Raw genomic sequence first — 21,465 nt, 5'->3', positions numbered from 1 at the left:
AGCTACAAATGCAAACGCGCCCTGCAGGCACCTCCGTCGTCCAGAGGCGCCCCAGGGCGCGTTCAACTACCAGAAACTACTGCGTGATCAGTGCACGTCCTTCCAGTATTCGCGCTTGAGCAGGTAAGCGAATACGAAGAAGAAGGCCAGGTACAGCAGCACATAGGTGCCGATGCGCTGGCTTTCCAGTTTGACCGGGTTGGCCGAGTAGGCCAGGAAGGTCACCAGGTTCTTGACCTTCTCGTCGAACTGCTCTTCGTTCAGGGTACCGGATTTCGGCTCCACGGTCAGCTGATCGCACGCTTCATGAGTCAACGGCGTACCGGTCAGCGGGTCGTACTGCTTCTTGCCATCGACCAGGGTCTGTACCTGCTTGCAGCCAATCACCTGGTTGCCCTGCAGACCCACCAGCACGTTGGGCATGCCGACGTTCGGGAAGACCTTGTTGTTCACACCCCATGGGCGCGAAGGGTCGGCGTAGAAGCTGCGCAGGTAGGTGTACAGCCAGTCGGTGCCACGCACGCGGGCCACCAGGGTCAGGTCGGGTGGCGCGGCACCGAACCAGGCCTTGGCATCGTCAGGCTGCATGCCGATCTTCATGTGGTCGCCGATCTTGGCGCCGGTGAACACCAGCTTCTCGAGCATCAGCTCGTGAGGGATGCCCAGGTCATCGGCAACCCGCTCGTAGCGCTGGAACTTGGCGCTGTGGCAACCCATGCAATAGTTTGCAAAGGTTCGGGCACCGTCCTGCATGGCGGCCTTGTCGGTCAGATCGATATCGACCTTGTCCAGCACCAGGCCGTGTTCGGCCGCGAAGGTCAGCGAGGGCATCACTGCCAGAATCAATGCTGCAAATAGCTTTTTCATCAGCCAGTCACCCTTTCCGGAACCGGTTTGGTCTTCTCAAGCCTGGTGTAGAACGGCATCAGAATGAAGTAGGCGAAATACAGGAAGGTACATACCTGCGACAGCAACGTACGACCCGGGGTAGGTGCCAGTACGCCCAGCACGCCAAGGATCACGAACGAGATGCAGAACACTACCAGCCAAGCCTTGCTCATCCAGCCCTTGTAGCGCATGGACTTGACCGGACTGCGGTCGAGCCAGGGCAGGACGAACAGCACGGCAATCGCGGCGCCCATGGCGATGACGCCCAGCAGCTTGTCCGGAACAGCCCGCAGGATCGCGTAGAACGGGGTGAAGTACCAGACCGGGGCAATGTGCTCAGGGGTCTTGAAGGCGTTGGCCTGCTCGAAGTTCGGTTTTTCCAGGAAGTAACCGCCCATTTCCGGGAAGAAGAACACCACGGCACAGAACACGAAGAGGAACACGACGACGCCGACGATGTCTTTCACGGTGTAGTAAGGGTGGAAGGCGATGCCGTCGAGCGGCACACCGTTCTCGTCCTTGAGCTTCTTGATGTCGACACCATCGGGGTTGTTCGAACCCACTTCGTGCAGCGCCAGGATGTGCAGCACCACCAGACCGAGGATGACGATCGGCAGGGCCACCACGTGCAGGGCGAAGAAACGGTTCAGGGTGATGCCCGAGATCAGGTAGTCACCACGGATCCACTGGGTCAGGTCGTCGCCGATCACCGGAATGGCACCGAACAGCGAGATGATCACCTGGGCTCCCCAGTAGGACATCTGGCCCCACGGCAGCAGGTAACCCATGAAGGCTTCGGCCATCAGCGCCAGGTAGATCAGCATGCCGAACACCCAGACCAGCTCGCGAGGCTTCTGGTACGAACCGTACAGCAGGCCGCGGAACATGTGCAGGTAGACGACGATGAAGAATGCCGATGCGCCGGTGGAGTGCAGGTAGCGCAGGATCCAGCCGTACTCGACGTCACGCATGATGTATTCGACCGAGGCGAATGCCTCTTCGGCCGACGGGGTGAAGCTCATGGTCAGCCAGACACCGGTGACGATCTGGTTGACCAGAACGAGCAGTGCCAGGGAGCCAAAGAAATAGAAGAAGTTGAAGTTCTTCGGTGCGTAGTACTTGCTGAGATGGTCTTCCCACATCTTGGTCGCGGGGAAGCGGGCGTCAACCCAGTCCATGAACTTACTCATCACGCGTTCTCCTGATCGACGCCGACGACAATGATGTCGTCCGACTCATAAGAGTGCGGCGGCACTGGCAAATTGAGCGGCGCCGGCTGGGATTTGTAGACGCGGCCAGCCAGGTCGTAGTGAGAACCGTGGCACGGGCAGAAGTAACCGCCGACCCACTTGGGACCCAGGTCGACAGGGGCGACTTCAGGACGGAAGGTCGGCGAGCAGCCCAGGTGGGTGCACAGACCGACCAGCACCAGGATTTCCGGCTTGATCGCGCGGTTTTCCGGGTTGACGTAGGTGGGTTGGACCGATGCTTTGGACTCGGGATCGGAGAGGTCGCCGGTGATCTTCTTGAGGTTGCCAAGGATCTCTTCGGTACGACGGACGATGAAGACCGGCTGGCCACGCCACTCAGCAATCATCTGCTGACCTGGCTCAATCTTGGCGATATTGACCTTCACCGGTGCACCTGCGGCTTTCGCCTTGGCACTGGGGAACCATGACCCCACGAACGGGACCGCAGCCCCCACCGCTCCTGCAGCACCCACCACGGATGTGGCTGCTACGAGGAAGCGACGCCGGCCTGCATTGACGCCGTCATTGCTCATTCAGTCCTCTCCCATCAGCTTTATGGCCTGTTACAACAGGCATCTACTAAGTAATTTCTGAACTGCTAAAAATTTGCCGCATGGTAATGAAAAGACCCTTCATTGACAAGGTGATTAGCCGCGGCAAAGGGCTGCATCCCTTATAGCACTTGACTTGCGTCTATGCGGCAAGTTGTCACAGCAAAAAACCAACATGCTTTATTCAAGACATAAAAAAAGCCCGGTTCCACTGGAACCGGGCTTTTTTTGAACGCCGAAGCGAAATTAACGCTTGGAGTACTGAGGACGCTTACGCGCTTTACGCAGACCCACTTTCTTACGCTCGACTTCACGAGCGTCGCGGGTGACGTAGCCAGCACGACGCAGAGCGCCACGCAGGGTTTCGTCGTAGTCCATCAGCGCACGGGTGATACCGTGACGGATCGCACCAGCCTGACCGCTGACACCACCACCGATAACGGTGACGTAGATGTCGAACTTCTCGGTGGTCTCGGTCAGCTCCAGCGGCTGGCGAACGACCATGCGCGCGGTTTCACGACCGAAGAAGGTGTCGAGAGGACGGTTGTTGATGGAGATGTTACCGGTACCTGGACGCAGGAAAACGCGAGCGGTTGCGGTCTTGCGACGGCCAGTGCCGTAATTTTGAGTCGCCGACATAATGAACTATTCCGTTAAATCTTCAGTTCTTGGGGCTGCTGAGCAGTATGAGGGTGAGTAGCGCCCGCATAGACTTTCAGCTTACGGTACATGTCGCGACCCAGTGGGTTCTTAGGCAGCATGCCTTTAACCGCGGTCTCGATCACGCGCTCTGGGGCCTTGGCGATCAACTTCTCGAAGTTGATTTCCTTGATACCGCCCGGGAAGCCGGAGTGGGAGTAGTACATCTTGTCCGAAGTCTTGGCGCCAGTAACACGGATCTGCTCGGCGTTGATGACGACGATGTAGTCGCCGGTGTCAACGTGAGGAGTGTATTCTGGTTTGTGCTTGCCACGCAGACGGCTAGCGATTTCGGTAGCCAGACGACCCAGGGTCTGACCAGCGGCGTCAACTACGAACCAGTCGCGCTTTACTGTTTCCGGTTTAGCAGTAAAAGTTTTCATTCTTTATAGCCTCAGGGGCCGCCCAGCGAAAATAAGACGGCGGATCTTACTGGATAGTGCGTCCCTTGACAAGTCAAGGACACAGCCGCACACGGACGCTATCGGGGGCTCGGGTCAGCGCGTCCAATATTCGGCAGGGTTCTTCTATGGGCGGGGCATCACTTCCGCACCACGGAGAGGGGCTGAATTATCCAGATTGCGAAAAAAAATTCAACCTGCTTTTATGCTTCTTTTGCCAGGGAGAAGCCGATGGAATACCGCCAACTGGGCCGCACCGGCCTCAACGTCAGTGCCCTGTGCCTGGGCACCATGACCTGGGGCGAGCAGAACGAACAGGCCGAGGCTTTCGCCCAGATCGAACGGGCCAGGGCCGCCGGAATCAACTTCATCGATACCGCCGAGATGTACCCGGTACCGCCCCGTCCGGAAACCTATGCGGCCACCGAACGGATCATCGGCAACTGGTTCAAGCAGCGCGGCGATCGTGCCGACTGGATCCTGGCCAGCAAGGTCGCCGGCCCCGGCAACGGCATCAGCCATATTCGCGACGGCCAGCTAAAGCACAATCGCCAGCACATCGTCGCCGCCCTGGACCAGAGCCTCAAGCGCCTGCAGACCGACTGGATCGACCTCTACCAACTGCACTGGCCCGAGCGCAGCACCAACTTCTTCGGCAAGCTGGGCTACCAGCACCTGCCCCAGGACCACTTCACCCCACTGGAAGAAACCCTGGAAGTGCTCGACGAGCAGGTCAAGGCCGGCAAGATCCGCCACATCGGCCTGTCCAACGAGACGCCGTGGGGCACCATGAAATTCCTGCAACTGGCCGAGAGCCGCGGCTGGAGCCGCGCGGTGTCGATCCAGAACCCCTACAACCTGCTCAACCGCAGCTTCGAGGTGGGCCTGGCGGAAATCGCCATCCGCGAACAGTGCGGCCTGCTGGCCTACTCGCCCCTGGCCTTCGGCATGCTGTCGGGCAAGTACGAGAACGGCGCCCGCCCGGAAAAGGGTCGCCTGACCCTGTTCAGCCGCTTCTCGCGCTATTCCAACCCACAGACCGTGGCGGCCTGCAGCCGCTATGTGAAGCTGGCCCGCGACCACGGCCTGGACCCGGCGCAGATGGCCCTGGCCTTCGTCACCCGCCAGCCGTTCGTGACCAGCAACATCATCGGCGCCACCACCCTCGAGCAACTGGACAGCAATCTGGCCAGTCTCGACCTCAAGCTCTCGGACGAACTGCTGGCCAGCATCGAAGCCATTCACCAGGACCAGCCCAACCCGGCGCCATAGACCTTGTGGGAGCGGCGATGCGGCGACCCGACTTGCCCCGCGATTGCATTCTGCCGACCTCATGGCATCGCGGGACAAGCCCGCTCCCGCAAGAACCGAGGGTAGACACAACGGCCAAAAAATAAGACGATCCAGCCGGTGATTGACCACTCTACCCTATAAGAATAAAGAAAATGATGTTTACCCAACCCTCCGCGTCCTTGCGGCGCGTCAGCATCCTGGCCATCGACAATGTGTTCGCTTCGACCCTGATGCAGGCCAAGGACTTCTTCCACCTGGCCAGCCTGCGCTATGGCAAGCAACTGGGACTGGGCCTGCAGCCCATGTTCGAGACCCGTCTGGTAAGCCCGGACGGCCAGCCGGTACGCAGCTTCAGCGATGTCCTGCTGCCGGTGGACAGTGGCCTGGAACAGGCCGATGTGATCATCCTGCCGGCCTTCTGGGACGACTTCGACGCCCTCTGCCAGCGCTACCCCCAGGTACTGCCCTGGCTACGCGACCAGCACGCCCGTGGCGCGGTGCTCTGCGGCGAAGCCAGTGGTGTGTTCTGGCTGGCCGAGGCCGGCCTGCTCGACGGCAAGGAGGCGACCACCTACTGGCGCTTCTTCAACCAGTTCGCCGAGCGCTTCCCCAAGGTCAGCCTGAACCCCGACAAACACCTGACCGACGCCGACAACCTGTATTGCGCAGGCGGCACGACCTCGGCGTGCGACCTGTACATTTACCTGATCGAGCGCTTCTGCGGTGCCAACGTGGCCCAGGCCGTGGCCCGCGACACCCTCTACGAAGTGCAGCGCAGCTACACCCCGGGGCGCATGGGGTTCGGCGGGCAGAAACTGCACCAGGACCTGATCATCCTGCAGATCCAGCAGTGGCTTGAAGAACACTTCGCCGACAAGTTCCGCTTCGAGGACGTGGCGCGCAACCATGGCATGAGCATCCGCAACTTCATGCGCCGCTTCCAGAGCGCAACCGGCGACAAGCCGCTGCATTACCTGCAGCGACTGCGGATCGAAACGGCCAAGGGCTTGTTGTCGGGTACGCGCAAGAGCATCAAGACCATCAGCTATGAGGTCGGCTACGACGATGCGAGTTTCTTTGCGCGGCTGTTCAGGCAGCACACCGAGTTGTCGCCGAACCAGTATCGGCAACAGTTCATGCAGGAGGCGTGAGGGCCCCATCGCGGGGCAAGCCCGCTCCCACGGTGGGAGCGGGCTTGCCCCGCGATGAAGGCGCCGCCGATTAAGGCTTGTGCGCCCGCGCCAGGAACTCGTGGGACTGCATCTCCAGCAACCGGCTCAGGGTCCGCTGGAATTCGAAGGTCAGGCGACCACCGGTGTACAGGTCCTTGAGCTCGACTTCGGCCGAAATGATCAGCTTGACGTTACGGTCATAGAACTCGTCGACCATGTTGATAAAGCGACGGGCGATGTCATCGGTGGTCACGCTCATCTGCTCGACGTCGCTGAGCAGCACGGCGTGGAAGATCTTGCCCAGTTCGATGTAGTCGTTCTGGCTGCGTGGGCCGTCGCACAGTTCGCGGAAGTCGAACCAGGCCACGTCGTCACAGGTGCGCAAGGCACGGATCTCGCGGTTCTCGATGATCAGTACGTCGTTTTCCACCGCCTGGGTGCATTCCGGCGTCAGGGCCCGGAAGCTCTTGCGCAGGCTTTCGTGGGCGGCTTCGTCCAGCGGGAAGTGGAACAGCTCGGCCTGCTCCAGGTGACGCAGGCGGTAGTCGACGCCGCTGTCGACGTTGACGATGTCGGTGTTCTGCTTGATCAGGGCAATGGCCGGCAGGAAGCGCGCACGTTGCAGGCCGTCCTTGTACAGGCCGTCCGGCACGATGTTGGAGGTGGCCACCAGGGTCACGCCGTTCTTGAACAGCTCCTCCATCAGGGTGCCGAGGATCATCGCGTCGGTAATGTCCGAGACGAAGAATTCGTCGAAACAGATCACCCGCGCCTCATCGGAAAAGCGCTTGGCGATGAGGGTCAACGGGTTCTTCTCGCCCTTGAGCGACTTCATTTCGTCGTGCACACGCTTCATGAAGCGGTGGAAGTGCGTGCGCATCTTCTGCTTGAACGGCAGCGCTTCGAAGAAGGTATCGACCAGATAGGTCTTGCCGCGCCCTACCCCACCCCAGAAGTACAAGCCCTTGACCGGTGCCTGCTCCTTCTTGCCGAACAACTTGCCGAACACGCCCGGCTTGTTGTTCTGCGCCGCGATCAGATCGTCGTACAGGCGCTGCAGATGACGCACCGCTGTTTCCTGCGCCGCGTCATGGAAGAATTCGGGACGTTTCAGATCTGCTTGATATCGTTCTAGGGGCGTCATAATTCGTTAGCAAGGCAACAAAAGCGGGCCGTCACTGTAGCGACGGCCCCGGATAATGGCAATCAGACTTGCGTCAGGCCGTTCAGTCCTGCTGCGGCTGCAGGGCCACGCGCAGGCTCTCGATGGCGGCATCACGCGCGGCCTCGTCGGCCAGCTGCGGACCGTCGGCTACGCACTCGCCTTCCAGCCACAGGGTGAAGCCCAGGCCTTCGCTGCGCACATCCAGCTCACCGCCCTGCTGCAGCTGTTTGCTCACCGCACCGGCAGTCTTGCCATCGGCGAAGTTGCGCGACAGCAGCAGTTGCTCGCCATCGGCTGCCAGCAGGCGGAAGCGGAAGCTGCCGTCATCTTCGCGGAAACTGACGAAACGCGCTGCCTTGACTGCTTTTTTCTTGACCTGGGCGGCGCCCTGCTCGACGGCACGGAACGAACGCAGGCCCACCGCCTCGCGCAGTTGCTCGAGGAACGGGGTGGCGACCTTGCGCGCTTTCTGCGCACCGGCCAGGAGGATGTCTTCCAGGTCACCCGGGCGGCTGATCAGCTGGTGATAGCGCTCGCGCGACTCACTCAGCTGGCCGTCGAGCAGCTGGAACAGGCGCTGCTTGGCTTCGCCCCAGCCCAGGCCCTGCAGCAGCTCGCTGCGGAACTCGTCGGCTTGTGCCGGCGTGGCAAAAGCCTGGAACAAGGTGAACAGGTGCGAATTGTCCGGATCTTTCGCTTCACCCGGTGCACGGGAGTCGGTAACGATGCGCGAAATCGCATCCTTCATGTCCTTGGCGCTGGTGAACAACGGAATGGTGTTGTCGTAGCTCTTGGACATCTTGCGCCCGTCCAGGCCCGGCAGGGTCGCCACGCTTTCCTCGATCAGCGCCTCGGGCATGGCGAAGAATTCCTTGCCCTGGCCGAACAGGTGGTTGAAGCGCTGGCCGATGTCGCGGGCCATTTCCACGTGCTGGATCTGGTCGCGGCCGACCGGCACCTTGTTGGCGTTGAACATCAGGATGTCGGCGGCCATCAGCACCGGGTAGCTGTACAGGCCCATGCTGATACCGGCATCCGGGTCTTCACCGGTCTCCAGGTTCTTGTCCACCGAGGCCTTGTAGGCGTGGGCGCGGTTGAGCAGGCCCTTGGCCGCCACGCAGGTCAGCAGCCAGGTCAGCTCGGGGATCTCGGGAATGTCGGACTGGCGATAGAAGGTCACGCGCGCAGGATCCAGGCCACCGGCCAGCCAGGTCGCGGCGATTTCCAGGCGCGAGCGCTGGATGCGCTGCGGGTCGTCGCACTTGATCAGGGCGTGGTAGTCCGCCAGGAAGTAGAACGAGTCGACACCCGGCTCGCGGCTGGCGAGGATGGCCGGACGAATGGCACCGGCGTAGTTGCCCAGGTGAGGCGTGCCCGTGGTGGTGATACCGGTAAGGATGCGCGTAGTCATGGGTAATCGCTTATCAGGCTTGTATCAATTCGAAAGGCGCGGCAGCACCAGATCCTTGAGGTCGGTGAGCTTGCCATGGAAAAAGTGTCCGCATTCTGCCACTTTCAGCAGCTCATGGGGGCGCACAAGTGCGTCGGACCAGTCGTAGACGATCTGCGGATCGATCACTTCGTCGGTATCCGGCTGGATCACGCTCAGCGCGCAAGCCTGCGGCAGCGCATCCTGGTCCCTGAGGCGCATCACCGCCGGCGCCACCATGAACAGGTGCTTGAGCGAGATGTCGCTGGCTTCCAGGCGTCCGCCAAGGCTGGCCGCGACAAAACCGCCGAACGAGAAGCCCATCAGGGTCAACGGCAACTGCGGGTGCTTTTCCAGCAACCAGTTGGCCGCCGCCTGGGCATCGTCCACTTCGCCGCTGCCCATGTCGTGGCTGCCGGCACTGGCGCCGACGCCCCGGTAGTTGAAACGCAAGGTAATGTAACCGGCATCGCGGGCGGTGCGTTGCAACATCGACACCACCTTGTTGGTCATGGTGCCACCCTGCACCGGGTTGGGGTGGCACAGCAGCACCACGCCGCGAGCGTCGGCGACATCAAGGTACAAGGCTTCCAGTTGGCCGACCGGGCCATCGATGAATACGGGGGTTTCGCGGATAAGCAAGGATAAACTCCGTGACCTCGGAAAGGGTCGACTCGTCTAGCTGAATGATTCTGTCTGAGATATTTGCGATCGTTCGCGGTATACAGCGCAGGTCCGAGCCGTTAACGTAAAGCAAAGCCGTTTATAGAGGAAGGACTCGTGGAACTCTCGCTCTTAGTTTGGTTGTTGCCGACCCTGGCCCTCGTCGTGGGCGTCGTCGTTGGTTTCCTGGTCGCCCGCCTGCTGCCCAATGCGGCACCGAGCAGCACCCAGCGGCAGCTGGATGATATCCAGGAACGTTTCGACAGCTACCAGAATGAGGTGGTGACTCACTTCAACAGTACGGCTGCGCTGGTCAAGAAACTGACCCAGAGTTACCAGGAAGTCCAGGATCACCTGGCCGATGGCGCCAACCGCCTGGCCCTGGACGAACTGACCCGCCAGCGCCTGCTGGCCGCCCTGCATTCGGAAGCCGCCCAGGCCCCGCGTGATCGCCTGACCCCGCCCCGGGACACCGAGGTGCCACGCGACTACGCACCGAAGGCGCCCAACGCGCCGGGCATGCTCGACGAGCATTACGGGCTCAAGCGCTGATAACACGAACCCCGCCGATTGGCGGGGTTTTTTATTGCGGTCCAGCGGCTACAGGTACCAGGGGGCCTGGGTGATTTTCTGACCATACCGCTCCAGCGCCCGGCCCAACACCTGCTGCTCGACACGCCCCTGCCCAACCAGGCTGTGCAGGCTGGCCAGCACGATACTGTAGCGATCCACTTCGAAAAACCGGCGAAGCTGCTGCCGGGTGTCACTGCGACCAAAACCGTCGGTACCCAGGGTGACATAGGGCGCCTGCACATACTCGGCAATCAACTGCGGCCAGGCACGCACATAATCGCTGGCGGCAATCACCGGCGTGCTGCCCTCCAGGCAACGCTGCACATGACTGCTGCCCGCACTGTCCTGCCCCAGGCGACCGGCCCGCTGGATATCCCGTGCCTCGCGCGCCAGCTCGCTGAAGCTGGTGACGCTGAACACCTCACTCTCGACCTGCCAATCGGCCGCCAGCAACTCACTGGCTGCAATCACTTCGCGCAGGATCGCACCGGAGCCTAGCAGGCGCACGCTCCCCCTGGCATCTGCCACGCGCTGTTCGACATAACGGTACATGCCGCGCAAAACCTCTTCGTGCACCTGCTCGGGCAGGGACGGTTGTGGATAGTTTTCGTTCATTACGGCGACGTAGTGGAACTCGTCCCGTTGCTCGGTGAGCATGCGCCGCGCCGCATGTTCGAGGATCACCGCCAGCTCGCCGGCGAAGCACGGCTCCCAGGCGCGGCAGTTGGGCACCATCGAGGCCATGACCAGGCTCGAGCCGTCCTGGTGTTGCAAGCCTTCGCCCCCCAGGGTGGTACGCCCTGCAGTGGCGCCGAGCAACAGGCCGCGGGCACGCTGGTCGGCCGCCGCCCAGATCAGGTCGCCCACGCGCTGGAAGCCGAACATCGAGTAGTAGATGTACACCGGTAGCATCGGCTCGCCATGCACCGCATAGGAGGTTGCCGCCGCCACCCAGGAAGAAATCGCCCCGGCTTCGGTAATGCCCTCCTCCAGCAACTGCCCGTCCCGCGCTTCCTTGTAGGACAGCAACGAACCGGCATCCTCGGGCTCGTAGCACTGGCCCTGGGGCGAATAGATTCCAATCTGCCGGAACAGGCTGGCCATGCCGAAGGTGCGGGCCTCGTCAGCCACGATCGGCACCACCCGCGCCCCCAGCTCCGGCGCCTTGAGCCAGGCGCCGAGCATGCGCACCGCCGCCATGGTGGTGGACATCTCCTTGCCGTCGGCCTGCAGGGCAAAGCCCCCCATGGTCGCCAGCGCAGGCACTGCAATCGGGCGCACGTCACTGCGCCGCGACGGCAAGGGGCCGCCAAGGGCCGCTCGACGCTCGCGCAGATAACGCATTTCCGGGCTGTCTTCGGCTGGGCGATAGAACTGCAGCTGCTCGACCTGGCTGTCGCTGAGCGGCAGGTGGAAGCGGTCGCGGAAGGCCAGCAAGGCCTGGACGTCCAGTTTCTTGGCCTGGTGCGCGGTCATCCGCGACTCGCCCGCCGCACTCATGCCATAGCCTTTCTTGGTCTTGGCCAGGATCACACTCGGCCGGCCCTTGCAGGCCCTGGCAGCGGCGAAGGCCGCGTACAACTTGCGAAAATCGTGGCCACCACGCTTGAGCGCGTTGATCTCGGCCGAACTCATGTGCTCCACCAGCTTCTGCAAGGCCGGCTGCTGGTTGAAAAAGTGTTCGAGGTTATAGGTGCCGTCCTTGGCACCCAGGTTCTGGAACTGGCCATCCGGCGTAGCCGCCAGCTGGCGCAGCAACACATGCTCGGTGTCGCGGGCGAACAGCGCGTCCCACTCCGATCCCCAGAGCACCTTGATCACATTCCACCCGGCGCCGCTGAACAGCGCTTCGAGCTCCTGGATGATCTGGCCGTTGCCGCGCACCGGTCCGTCCAGTCGCTGCAGGTTGCAGTTGACCACGAAGGTCAGGTTGTCCAGTTGCTCGCGCGCCGCCAGGGTCAGGCCGGCGATGGATTCCGGCTCGTCCATTTCGCCATCACCGAACACGCCCCAGACATGCCGCTGCGCGGTGTCGGCCAGCTGGCGATGCTGCAAGTAACGCATGAAGCGCGCCTGGTAGATGGCATTGATCGGGCCGATACCCATGGAGCCGGTGGGAAACTGCCAGAAGTCCGGCATCAGCCAGGGGTGTGGATAAGAGCACAACCCCTTGCCCGCCACCTCCTGGCGGTAACTGGCAAGCTGCTCTTCGCTCAGGCGCCCTTCGAGAAAAGCACGTGCATAGATGCCTGGCGCCGAATGCGGCTGGAAGTACACCAGGTCAGCCGTGCGCTGCTCGCCGCCGCAGTCGCCACGAAAGAAGTGTTGAAAGCCGACCTCGAAGATCTCTGCCGCCGAGGCGTAGCTGGCGATATGGCCACCCAGGTCGCCATAGGCGTGGTTGGCCCGCACCACCATGGCCAGGGCGTTCCAGCGCAGGATGCTGGTGATGTGCTCCTCAAGTTCCAGGTCGCCCGGATAGGCGCCCTGCTGCTCCACCGACAAGCTGTTGCGATAGGCCGAAAAGGGCTGTACGCCATGCTCCACGCCCAACTCGCGCGCATGGGCCTGCAACTGCTGGAGCAGAAATCGCGCGCGCTCCGGGCCGCAGTGGCGCAAGGTCGATTCCAGCGCCTCCAGCCATTCGGCGGTCTCGCCCGGATCGCTATCGTCTTGTGGATCGTCCCCTAATTGCCGCGGCACAGCATCGCCAGGCACAAGGCTCATCATCGCCACCATCGTATTGGCCTCTTCCGTGAGGGGTTCAGGCGCAGGCCTTCAGTGCCTGTTCGATATCCGCCAGCAGGTCGTCGATGTCCTCAAGGCCAACCGACAGCCGCACCAGACCTTCGGAGATGCCGTAGCAGGCACGTTCTTCAGGGGTATAGCTGGAATGCGTCATGCTCGCCGGATGCTGGGCCAGGGACTCGGCATCGCCCAGACTGACGGCACGGCTGAACAATTGCAGGGCGTTCATGAAACGCCGTCCCGCGGCGATGCCGCCCTTGAGCTCGAAGGCGATCATGCCGCCGGGCAGGCGCATCTGCTGTCTGGCCAGTTCGTACTGGGGAAAGCTGGGCAGGCCGGGATAGTTGATCAACTCCACGGACGGGTGCTGTTCGAGGAATTCGGCGATGACCTGGGCATTGCTGCAGTGGCGATCCATGCGCAGGTTCAGGGTTTTCATGCCGCGCATCAGCAAGGCGGCATCCTGGGGCGACATCACGGCACCGGTCATGTCCTTCAGCCCTTCCAGGCGAATCCGGTCCACCAGTGTCTTGCGTCCTACGACCAGGCCGGCAGTGATATCGCCGTGGCCACTGAGGTACTTGGTTGCCGAATGCACCACCAGGTCGGCGCCCAGTTCCAGCGGGCACTGCAGGTAGGGCGTGCAGTAGGTGTTGTCGACCACCACATGGATGTCGTGCTTGTGGGCCAGCGTGGCCACGGCGGCGATATCGGCCATCTGCATATTGGGATTGGCCGGGGTTTCGAAGTAGATGACCTTGGTTTTACTGCTGATCGCTTCCGCAACGGCTGCAAGGTCAGTCAGGTCCACATGCCGTACCTTGACCCCGAACTCGCCGATGCCGTGGTGCAGGAAGGCGAAGGTGCAGCCGTAGAGGGTACGCCCTACCAGCACTTCATCGCCGGGTCGTAGCAGGGTCCATAGCGTCGCGGTGATCGCGCCCATTCCCGAGGCCAGCGCCAGGCCGGCTTCGCCGCCTTCCAGGGACGCCATCCGTTGCTCCAGCAACGCCAGGGTGGGGTTGGAAATGCGGCTGTAGAAGTATCCACCCTCTTCCCCGGCAAAGCAGGCCGCGCCGTATTCAACCGTAGGAAAAGCGAAGGTGGCCGTCTGGTAGACCGGGGGAACCAGTGCCCCCTGGTGAGCCAGCGGGTCATAGCCGTGATGGATGGCACGGGTAGCAAAACCTGAATCCTTGGTGGAGCCGCTCATGACAACAGCCTCTTGTGGTTTGTTATAAGCTTATGCCACTGAGGTGCTGAATTTTTTCCAAATGTGACCACCCTTACCCAGGGTTGTTGATAAAAAAACAATGAATCCAGGCCACGGAGGGCAAACCATGCCTACCGCCATCGACCGTACCGACCGCGCCCTGCTTGCCGCCTTGCAGGACAATGCCCGACTGACCGTTTCCGAACTGGCCGACAGCGTTGCCCTGACCACCTCGCCCTGCTGGCGACGGGTCAAGCTGCTGGAAGAAAGCGGCTACATCACCGGCTACCAGGCCATCCTGTCGCCCAAGGCCCTGGGCTTTGGCGTGACGGCCTTCGTCAGCATCATGATGGACTCGCACAACAAGGAAATGGCCCGGGCCTTTGAACAGCGCCTGATGGAGATTCCCGAGATCGTGGCCTGCCACAACATCTCCGGGCGCTATGACTTTTTGCTGGAGATCCTGGCGCGGGACCTGGAGTCGTTCGGCGAGTTCGCGCGGGAAGTGCTGCAGTCGTTGCCGGGGGTGAAGGAAATTTATTCGAGTTTTTCGTTCAAGGCGGTGAAGGAGAAGCGGGTGATTCCGGTGTCGGAGAAGCATATTTAAAGCGTATTTTTTGCTAAAGCACCGCCGCCTACAAAGATATCCTACACATGTGGAGTCATAGCCTTACATAACATTAGGAGGTATTGGTATGTACCTAGCGCTCGTGCCGCGAGATCATCTAAAACTCCAGACACGAGCCTAGGAAAAACGATGAAAGCAATAATGGCAAGTCTTCTAATTCTATCGCTAATGGCCTGCTCGAATGGAAAATTCGTTCCGCCAGAGGCCGCCAATGAGAGGCAATTCAAATGTGACATGGACCCATTCATGCAACAATGTGGAAAGCGCATCACTCCTTAAAAAACCAATCCCAGTCGAACACCTTGATATTGAAAATTTCCTTATATGGCTTAGGCTTTGGAAAACGTCCGGGTACAAAGCCAACTCGAGCCCAGCGGACTTCACCTGAGCGCTGATCGTGAATCACTAAATTCCCATCATCCCTCAAGACCAAACAATTGTTATACCAATATGACTTATCCGTTGTATGTGTACTCTCTGCTATCCATAGCCTACCTCTGGATGGGTCATATAAAAACCCTGAGTTACTCACCACAAAACTCAACGACTGACGCATTTTCCTCCGATGGATGGTAGTACTATACGGCTAAGCAGTATTAGCCACCCAAACTTGTACGCCGTCTTGCTCAAGAACCAAATCCCCTTCCGATTTCAACCTCAAATAATATCGACCATTCTCAGACATTAAAAACTGACCAGGCAATAACATGTGGTTGGCTGGCAAAAGCATAGAGCCGGAATTTTGAAAGACAACATAATTCACAGACACTTAACACCTCCAAACCCAAGTAGGAGACATCAATGTACTGCCCGCCAAACCCATAAAACCATAAATATGCACCACAACATTAAAAATTTATAAAAACACAACCCTCTTACAATATCCAACACACTTCGGACACCCAGAAATTACTCCACGAGCCTTCCCCTCGCTCAAGCAAGCTAAGCCGCGAAACAAGCCCTTTCTTAGTAGAATGTACTGGCGAAACGATTGCTTCGGCCAAAAAAAACCCCACCGAAGTGGGGCTTCTTGTTTACACCAAACGCTTAGATGGCACCACGCTTACGCAGCAACTCCAGCACTTGCTTGACGCCCTCTTCCAGGCTGACGCTCTGGGTGTCGATCACCAGATCCGCATCCAGCGGCACGTCGTACGGGAAGCTTTCACCCGGGATGTTGTCGCTGCCGGCGGCATACAGGCCCTGCGGGTCACGCTCGCGACAGGCCAGCGGCGATGCCTGGACGTAGACGGTGAGCAGGCGCTCCTTGCCGATCAGGGCCTTGGCCTGTTCGCGGCCTTCGGCATCCGGGGCGACGAAGGCCGCCAGGGTCAGCAGACCGGCTTCGTTGAACTGACGCGCCACATGGGCGGCACGACGCCAGTTCTCGGTACGTCCGGCACGGTCCTGAGGCAGGCCCTTGTTCAGGTCGTGGCGCAGGTTCTGGCCATCGAGCACATAGACCGCACGGCCCATGTCGAACAGCTTGCGCTCAACGGCGTAGGCCAGGGTGCTCTTGCCAGCGCCCGACAGGCCGCTGAACAGTACGGTGGCCGGTTGCTGGCCGAAGCGCAGGGCACGCTCTTCAGTGTCCACATGAGCCAGCTTGCCATGCTGGCCAACGGTGCCGTGCGGCACCACCGGCGGCGCGATGATCATGCCGGCGCCGACGGTGCCGTTTGTCAGGCGGTCGATGACGATGAAGGCACCGGTAGTGCGGTTGCTGTCATAGCCGTCCAGGGCGATCGGTGCGTCGAGGCTGACCTTGACCTTGCCGATCTCGTTCAGTTGCAAGGCACTGGCGGCGCCCTGCTCCAGGGTGTTCACATCGACCTTGTGGGTGATGCTGGCGATCGAGCCCGGCACGTAGCTGGTGGCCCGCTTGATGTCGTATTTCTTGCCCGGCAACATCGGCTCTTCGGCCATCCATACCAGCATGGCGTCGAACTGGTCGGCTACCTGCGGCACGTTGTCGGCATGCACCAGCAGGTCGCCACGGGAGATGTCGATCTCGTCTTCCATGGTCAGGGTCACGGCCTGGCCGGGGCCTGCGTTCTCCAGCTCACCTTCGAAGGTGACGATGGATTTGACCCGACTGCTCTTGCCCGACGGCAGCACGACGATCTCGTCGCCCTTGTGCACCACGCCGCTGGCCAGGGTGCCGGCAAAGCCGCGGAAGTTCAGGTTCGGACGGTTGACGTACTGCACCGGGAAACGCAGGTCGGTGAAGTTGCGGTCGGCGGCCACTTCGACGGTTTCGAGGATTTCCATCAGCGCAGGGCCGGTGTACCACGGCGAACGCTCGCTGCGGTTGACCACGTTGTCGCCCTTGAGCGCCGACATCGGCACGAAGTGCAGGCTGCTCGGGGCCATGTTGATGGCTTCGGCGAACTGCAGGTAGTCGGCCTTGATGCTTTCGAACACGCCTTCGTCGAAGCCCTTGAGGTCCATCTTGTTGACCGCAACGACGATGTGCTTGATGCCCAGCAGCGAAGCGATGTAGCTGTGCCGGCGGGTCTGGGTCTGCACGCCGTAGCGGGCATCGACCAGGATGATCGCCAGGTCGCAGGTGGACGCGCCGGTGGCCATGTTGCGGGTGTACTGCTCGTGGCCCGGGGTGTCGGCGATGATGAACTTGCGCTTGGCGGTGGAGAAGTAGCGGTAGGCCACATCGATGGTGATGCCCTGCTCGCGCTCGGCCTGCAGGCCATCGACCAGCAGTGCCAGATCGATATCGTCACCGGTGGTACCGACTTTCTTCGAGTCGCGGGTGATGGCTTCCAGATGGTCTTCGTAGATCATCTTCGAGTCGTGCAGCAGGCGCCCGATCAGGGTGCTCTTGCCGTCGTCGACGTTACCGCAGGTAAGGAAGCGCAGCAGCTCTTTACGTTCGTGCTGGGCCAGGTAAGCGAGGATGTCCTCGCTGATCAGATCAGATTGATGCGACATGAAGAGACCCTAACTTAGAAATAGCCCTGACGTTTTTTGTCTTCCATGGAGCCGGCGCCATCGTGATCGATGACACGGCCCTGGCGCTCGGAAGTGCGCGTCAGGAGCATTTCCTGAATGATGTCGGTCAGGGTTTGGGCCTCAGACTCGACAGCGCCCGTCAACGGGTAGCAACCAAGGGTACGGAAACGCACTTTCTTCTTGACGATGCGGGACTTTTCTTCATCCGAGAGGTGCTCGAGGATGCGCTCGTCATCGATCATGATCAGGGTGCCGTTCTTCTCGATCACGTCACGCTCGGCAGCGAAGTACAGCGGCACGATCGGGATGCCTTCGAGGTAGATGTACTGCCAGATGTCCAGCTCGGTCCAGTTCGACAGGGGGAAGACACGAATCGATTCGCCCTTGTTGACCTTGCCGTTGTAGACGTTCCACAGCTCCGGACGCTGGTTCTTCGGGTCCCAGCGGTGCTTGCTGTCGCGGAACGAGTAGACGCGTTCCTTGGCCCGGGACTTTTCTTCGTCGCGGCGGGCACCACCGAAGGCGGCATCGAAACCATGCTTGTCGAGTGCCTGCTTCAGGCCCTCGGTCTTCATGATGTCGGTGTGCTTGGCGCTGCCATGGGTGAAGGGGTTGATGCCCTGGGCAACACCCTCGGGGTTGACGTGAGTGATCAGCTCCAGGCCCATTTCCTCGACCATCTTGTCGCGGAAGCTGTACATCTCCTGGAATTTCCACTGGGTGTCGACGTGCATCACCGGAAACGGCAGTTTGCCCGGGAAGAAGGCCTTGCGTGCCAGGTGCAGCATCACGGCCGAGTCCTTGCCGATCGAGTACAGCATCACCGGGTTATCGAACTCGGCGGCCACCTCACGAATGATGTGGATGCTCTCCGCCTCCAACTGTTTCAAATGCGTCAGTTTGTCGACCATGGCTACTCACGGAAATACGATCTTATGGACGGCCAGCGGGCCGTGTTCGAGCGGGTCACTGTATCACAGCACTCGATTCTATTTAGACGTCCAACTAGAACGAAACAGTATAAGAATATGCCCTGCCGTTTGAGCCTCAGATCGGGTTCGGGCAATCGATGAACAGGTGTTCCAGGGCAAAGCGCCGGGCCAGGTAATCACCCAGGGCCTGGACGCCGTAACGTTCGGTAGCATGGTGACCGGCGGCGATGAAGCTGATGCCGTTTTCCCGGGCGCTGTGGAAGGTCTGCTCGGATGCTTCGCCGCTGAGGAACAGGTCGACACCGGCGGCAATCGCCTGGTCGATGTAACCCTGGCCGCCTCCGGTGCACCAGCCGACCCGGCGAATCACCTGCTCGCCTTCGATCACCAGCGGCTCGCGCCCCATCACCTCTTGCACCTTGCGGGCGAAGTCGCGTGCCGACATCGGTTCAGCCAGCGAGCCGACCAGGCCGACGACCCGCGGATTGTCCGGATCCAGCGGCCCTTCCACGGTGATATCGAGCTGGCGGGCCAGTTGTACGTTGTTACCGACTTCCGGATGCAGGTCCAGCGGCAGGTGGTAGGCCAGCAGGCTCAGGTCGTTCTTGAGCAGGGTCTTGAGCCGGCGCTGCTTCATGCCGGTGATGCAGGGATTTTCGCCCTTCCAGAAGTAACCGTGGTGCACCAGCACCAGGTCGGCCTCGGCTTCGACCGCAGCATCGAGCAACGCCTGGCTGGCGGTGACGCCGCTGACGATGCGGGTCACCTGCGGACGACCTTCCACCTGCAGGCCGTTGGGGCAGTAATCCTGGATTTTTGCGCTGCCAAGGTAGCGTTCGGCTTCCTCGACCAGGGTGCTCAGGGCAACAGCCATGAAAAGACTCCTCAAATCAGGTTCAGCGCGGCACAAGGCCCCGTATAATGGCTGCCATTATGGGCCGTCGCCGGGTTTGGGGAAACCGACGGCAGTTGCCTGGGGGTATCCGACGTTGGCCTTCGTGGTGCTGTGGCAGTTCCAGCAGGAGCCTTGCCACAGTATGATCGCGCGCTTTCACGCTCCCAGCTGTCCACGGCCCTCTGCCAACTCCCAGGATTCGTTCAATGTTCAAGGCTTTGCGTTACTTTGGCTGGCCGCTGCTGGTCGGCGTGTTGATCGCCCTGCTGATCATCCAGCGATTCCCGCAGTGGGTCGGCCTGCCCAGCCAGGACGTCAACCTGCAGCAGGCGCCGCAAACCACGCGGATCATGCAGGGCCCGGTGTCCTATGCCGACGCGGTCAGCAATGCCGCCCCGGCGGTGGCCAACCTGTACACCACCAAGGTGGTCAACAAGACCGCCCACCCGCTGTTCGAAGACCCGCAGTTCCGCCGCTTCTTCGGTGACAACCTGCCCAAGCAGCGGCGCTGGGAGTCGAGCCTGGGCTCGGCGGTGATCATGAGCCCGGAAGGCTACCTGCTGACCAACAACCACGTGACCTCCGGTGCCGACCAGATCGTGGTAGCGCTCAAGGATGGCCGCGAGACCCTGGCACGGGTCATCGGCAGCGACCCGGAAACCGACCTGGCCGTCCTCAAGATCGACCTGAAGAACCTGCCGTCGATCACCATCGGCCGTTCCGACAACATCCACATCGGCGACGTCGCCCTGGCCATCGGCAACCCCTTCGGCGTCGGCCAGACCGTGACCATGGGCATCATCAGCGCCACCGGCCGTAACCAGCTGGGCCTGAACAACTATGAAGACTTCATCCAGACCGATGCGGCGATCAACCCGGGCAACTCCGGTGGCGCACTGGTGGATGCCAACGGCAACCTGACCGGCATCAACACGGCGATCTTCTCCAAGTCCGGTGGTTCCCAGGGCATCGGCTTCGCCATTCCCACCAAGCTGGCGCTGGAGGTGATGAAGTCGATCATCGAACATGGCCAGGTGATTCGTGGCTGGCTGGGCATCGAAGTGCAGCCGCTCAGCCAGGAATTGGCCGAGTCGTTCGGCATGCAGGGCCGTCCGGGGATCGTGGTGGCGGGGATTTTCCGTGATGGTCCGGCGCAGAAGGCCGGCCTGCAGCTGGGTGATGTGATCCTCAGCATCAACGGCGAACCGGCCGGCGATGGCCGTCGCTCGATGAACCAGGTGGCGCGGATCAAGCCCAACGACAAGGTGGCGATCCAGGTCATTCGCAACGGCAAGGAGCTCAAGCTGACTGCCGAGATCGGCTTGCGTCCACCGCCGGCACCCGCAGCCAAGGAAGAAAACTGATTGGTTTAAAGGCATCGCGGGGCAAGCCCGCTCCTACAGGTCCGTAGGAGCGGGCTTGCCCCGCGATGGTATCAGTGCAGGATCTGGCTCAGGAACAGCTTGGTCCGCTCGTTCTGCGGCCGGTCGAAGAAGTCGTCCGGCGCTGCCTGCTCGACGATCTCCCCCTTGTCCATGAAGATCACCCGGTTCGCCACGGTCCGGGCAAAGCCCATTTCGTGGGTCACGCAAAGCATGGTCATGCCGTCTTCAGCCAGGCTGACCATGGTGTCGAGCACTTCCTTGACCATTTCCGGATCGAGCGCCGAGGTCGGCTCGTCGAACAGCATGATCTTCGGCTTCATGCACAGCGCGCGGGCAATCGCCACCCGCTGCTGCTGACCACCGGACAGTTGCCCCGGGTACTTGTTCGCCTGCTCGGGAATGCGCACCCGCTCAAGGTAATGCATGGCGATTTCCTCGGCCTTGCGCTTGGGCATCTTGCGCACCCACATCGGCGCCAGGGTGCAGTTCTGCAGGATGGTCAGGTGCGGGAACAGGTTGAAATGCTGGAACACCATGCCGACCCGCGAGCGCAGCTTGGGCAGGTTGGTCTTGGGATCGGCGATCGAGGTGCCGTCGACCACGATGTCAC

Annotated in this window: 19 protein-coding genes; 5 read left to right on the top strand and 14 right to left on the bottom strand. The window is 61.0% G+C overall.

Annotation, left to right across the window (positions count from 1 at the left end):
- Nucleotides 1-87 precede the first annotated feature (87 nt).
- The 5 genes from ACIQUS_RS12970 to rplM form a co-directional block, all read right to left on the bottom strand.
- On the bottom strand, nt 88-867 hold the full coding sequence (locus ACIQUS_RS12970; RefSeq protein ID WP_403047546.1) for a cytochrome c1: 780 nt from the start codon (nt 865-867) through the stop codon (nt 88-90).
- Nucleotides 867-2,078 (bottom strand): cytochrome bc complex cytochrome b subunit, encoded by a 1,212-nt coding sequence (locus ACIQUS_RS12965; protein ID WP_285863985.1) that lies wholly within the window; start codon nt 2,076-2,078, stop codon nt 867-869. The genes ACIQUS_RS12970 and ACIQUS_RS12965 overlap by 1 nt, the downstream gene beginning before the upstream one ends.
- The gene (petA, locus tag ACIQUS_RS12960) at nt 2,078-2,671 is read right to left on the bottom strand and encodes a ubiquinol-cytochrome c reductase iron-sulfur subunit (RefSeq protein WP_128323885.1); all 594 of its coding nucleotides are present in this window, start codon (nt 2,669-2,671) and stop codon (nt 2,078-2,080) included. The genes ACIQUS_RS12965 and petA overlap by 1 nt, the downstream gene beginning before the upstream one ends.
- Nucleotides 2,672-2,935: 264 nt before the next feature.
- On the bottom strand, nt 2,936-3,328 hold the full coding sequence (gene rpsI / locus ACIQUS_RS12955) for a 30S ribosomal protein S9 (protein WP_285863984.1): 393 nt from the start codon (nt 3,326-3,328) through the stop codon (nt 2,936-2,938).
- Between the two features lie 14 nt (nt 3,329-3,342).
- A complete protein-coding gene (rplM, locus tag ACIQUS_RS12950) occupies nt 3,343-3,771 on the bottom strand; it encodes a 50S ribosomal protein L13 (RefSeq protein WP_038607182.1) in 429 nt (142 codons plus the stop codon).
- Between the two features lie 249 nt (nt 3,772-4,020).
- Between rplM and ACIQUS_RS12945 the strand changes: the two genes are divergently transcribed.
- Complete coding sequence (locus tag ACIQUS_RS12945) at nt 4,021-5,061, top strand: NADP(H)-dependent aldo-keto reductase (RefSeq protein ID WP_403047544.1); 1,041 nt, start codon at nt 4,021-4,023, stop codon at nt 5,059-5,061.
- Nucleotides 5,062-5,336: 275 nt separating this feature from the next.
- The gene (locus ACIQUS_RS12940) at nt 5,337-6,233 is read left to right on the top strand and encodes a GlxA family transcriptional regulator (protein WP_403047761.1); all 897 of its coding nucleotides are present in this window, start codon (nt 5,337-5,339) and stop codon (nt 6,231-6,233) included.
- Between the two features lie 70 nt (nt 6,234-6,303).
- Here ACIQUS_RS12940 and zapE read toward each other — a convergent pair whose 3' ends face one another.
- The 3 genes from zapE to ACIQUS_RS12925 form a co-directional block, all read right to left on the bottom strand.
- The gene (gene zapE, locus ACIQUS_RS12935) at nt 6,304-7,398 is read right to left on the bottom strand and encodes a cell division protein ZapE (protein WP_403047543.1); all 1,095 of its coding nucleotides are present in this window, start codon (nt 7,396-7,398) and stop codon (nt 6,304-6,306) included.
- 82 nt (nt 7,399-7,480) lie between these two features.
- Nucleotides 7,481-8,830, bottom strand: a complete 1,350-nt coding sequence (locus ACIQUS_RS12930) for a tryptophan--tRNA ligase (protein WP_403047542.1) — start codon at nt 8,828-8,830, stop codon at nt 7,481-7,483.
- Nucleotides 8,831-8,854: 24 nt separating this feature from the next.
- The gene (locus ACIQUS_RS12925) at nt 8,855-9,490 is read right to left on the bottom strand and encodes an alpha/beta hydrolase (protein WP_403047541.1); all 636 of its coding nucleotides are present in this window, start codon (nt 9,488-9,490) and stop codon (nt 8,855-8,857) included.
- Nucleotides 9,491-9,628: 138 nt separating this feature from the next.
- On the opposite strand from ACIQUS_RS12925, the gene ACIQUS_RS12920 reads away from it, so the two are divergent.
- Nucleotides 9,629-10,063: a YhcB family protein gene (locus ACIQUS_RS12920; protein ID WP_285863979.1), complete on the top strand. Its 435-nt coding sequence runs from the start codon at nt 9,629-9,631 to the stop codon at nt 10,061-10,063.
- Nucleotides 10,064-10,111: 48 nt separating this feature from the next.
- Here ACIQUS_RS12920 and mdeB read toward each other — a convergent pair whose 3' ends face one another.
- Nucleotides 10,112-12,811, bottom strand: coding sequence for an alpha-ketoglutarate dehydrogenase (gene mdeB / locus ACIQUS_RS12915; protein WP_403047538.1), 2,700 nt, complete (start codon nt 12,809-12,811; stop codon nt 10,112-10,114).
- Nucleotides 12,812-12,848: 37 nt separating this feature from the next.
- Entirely contained in the window at nt 12,849-14,045 is a 1,197-nt protein-coding gene (locus tag ACIQUS_RS12910; RefSeq protein ID WP_403047536.1) for a methionine gamma-lyase, read from the bottom strand.
- Nucleotides 14,046-14,172: 127 nt separating this feature from the next.
- Here ACIQUS_RS12910 and ACIQUS_RS12905 point away from each other — a divergent pair, with 127 nt between their 5' ends.
- Entirely contained in the window at nt 14,173-14,652 is a 480-nt protein-coding gene (locus ACIQUS_RS12905) for an Lrp/AsnC family transcriptional regulator (RefSeq protein WP_403047534.1), read from the top strand.
- Nucleotides 14,653-15,720: 1,068 nt separating this feature from the next.
- Here ACIQUS_RS12905 and cysN read toward each other — a convergent pair.
- The 3 genes from cysN to ACIQUS_RS12890 all read right to left on the bottom strand — a co-directional run bounded on the left by cysN (nt 15,721) and on the right by ACIQUS_RS12890 (nt 19,449).
- Complete coding sequence (gene cysN, locus ACIQUS_RS12900; protein ID WP_403047532.1) at nt 15,721-17,622, bottom strand: sulfate adenylyltransferase subunit CysN; 1,902 nt, start codon at nt 17,620-17,622, stop codon at nt 15,721-15,723.
- 14 nt (nt 17,623-17,636) lie between these two features.
- Complete coding sequence (gene cysD / locus ACIQUS_RS12895; protein WP_403047531.1) at nt 17,637-18,554, bottom strand: sulfate adenylyltransferase subunit CysD; 918 nt, start codon at nt 18,552-18,554, stop codon at nt 17,637-17,639.
- 136 nt (nt 18,555-18,690) lie between these two features.
- On the bottom strand, nt 18,691-19,449 hold the full coding sequence (locus ACIQUS_RS12890) for a Nif3-like dinuclear metal center hexameric protein (protein ID WP_285863973.1): 759 nt from the start codon (nt 19,447-19,449) through the stop codon (nt 18,691-18,693).
- A 227-nt stretch (nt 19,450-19,676) separates the two neighbouring features.
- Between ACIQUS_RS12890 and algW the strand changes: the two genes are divergently transcribed.
- Nucleotides 19,677-20,834 carry a Do family serine endopeptidase AlgW gene (algW, locus tag ACIQUS_RS12885; protein ID WP_403047528.1) on the top strand — a complete coding sequence of 386 codons (1,158 nt, stop codon included), beginning with the start codon at nt 19,677-19,679 and terminating at the stop codon, nt 20,832-20,834.
- 71 nt (nt 20,835-20,905) lie between these two features.
- On the opposite strand, the gene ACIQUS_RS12880 is transcribed toward algW, so the two are convergent.
- A partial coding sequence (locus tag ACIQUS_RS12880) for an amino acid ABC transporter ATP-binding protein (protein ID WP_403047526.1) occupies nt 20,906-21,465 on the bottom strand: 560 nt, incomplete at its 5' end.

The organism is Pseudomonas sp. NPDC090755, from assembly GCF_044769005.1.
Taxonomy (GTDB): domain Bacteria; phylum Pseudomonadota; class Gammaproteobacteria; order Pseudomonadales; family Pseudomonadaceae; genus Aquipseudomonas.
This window is presented reverse-complemented; position numbering and strand designations above follow the sequence as displayed.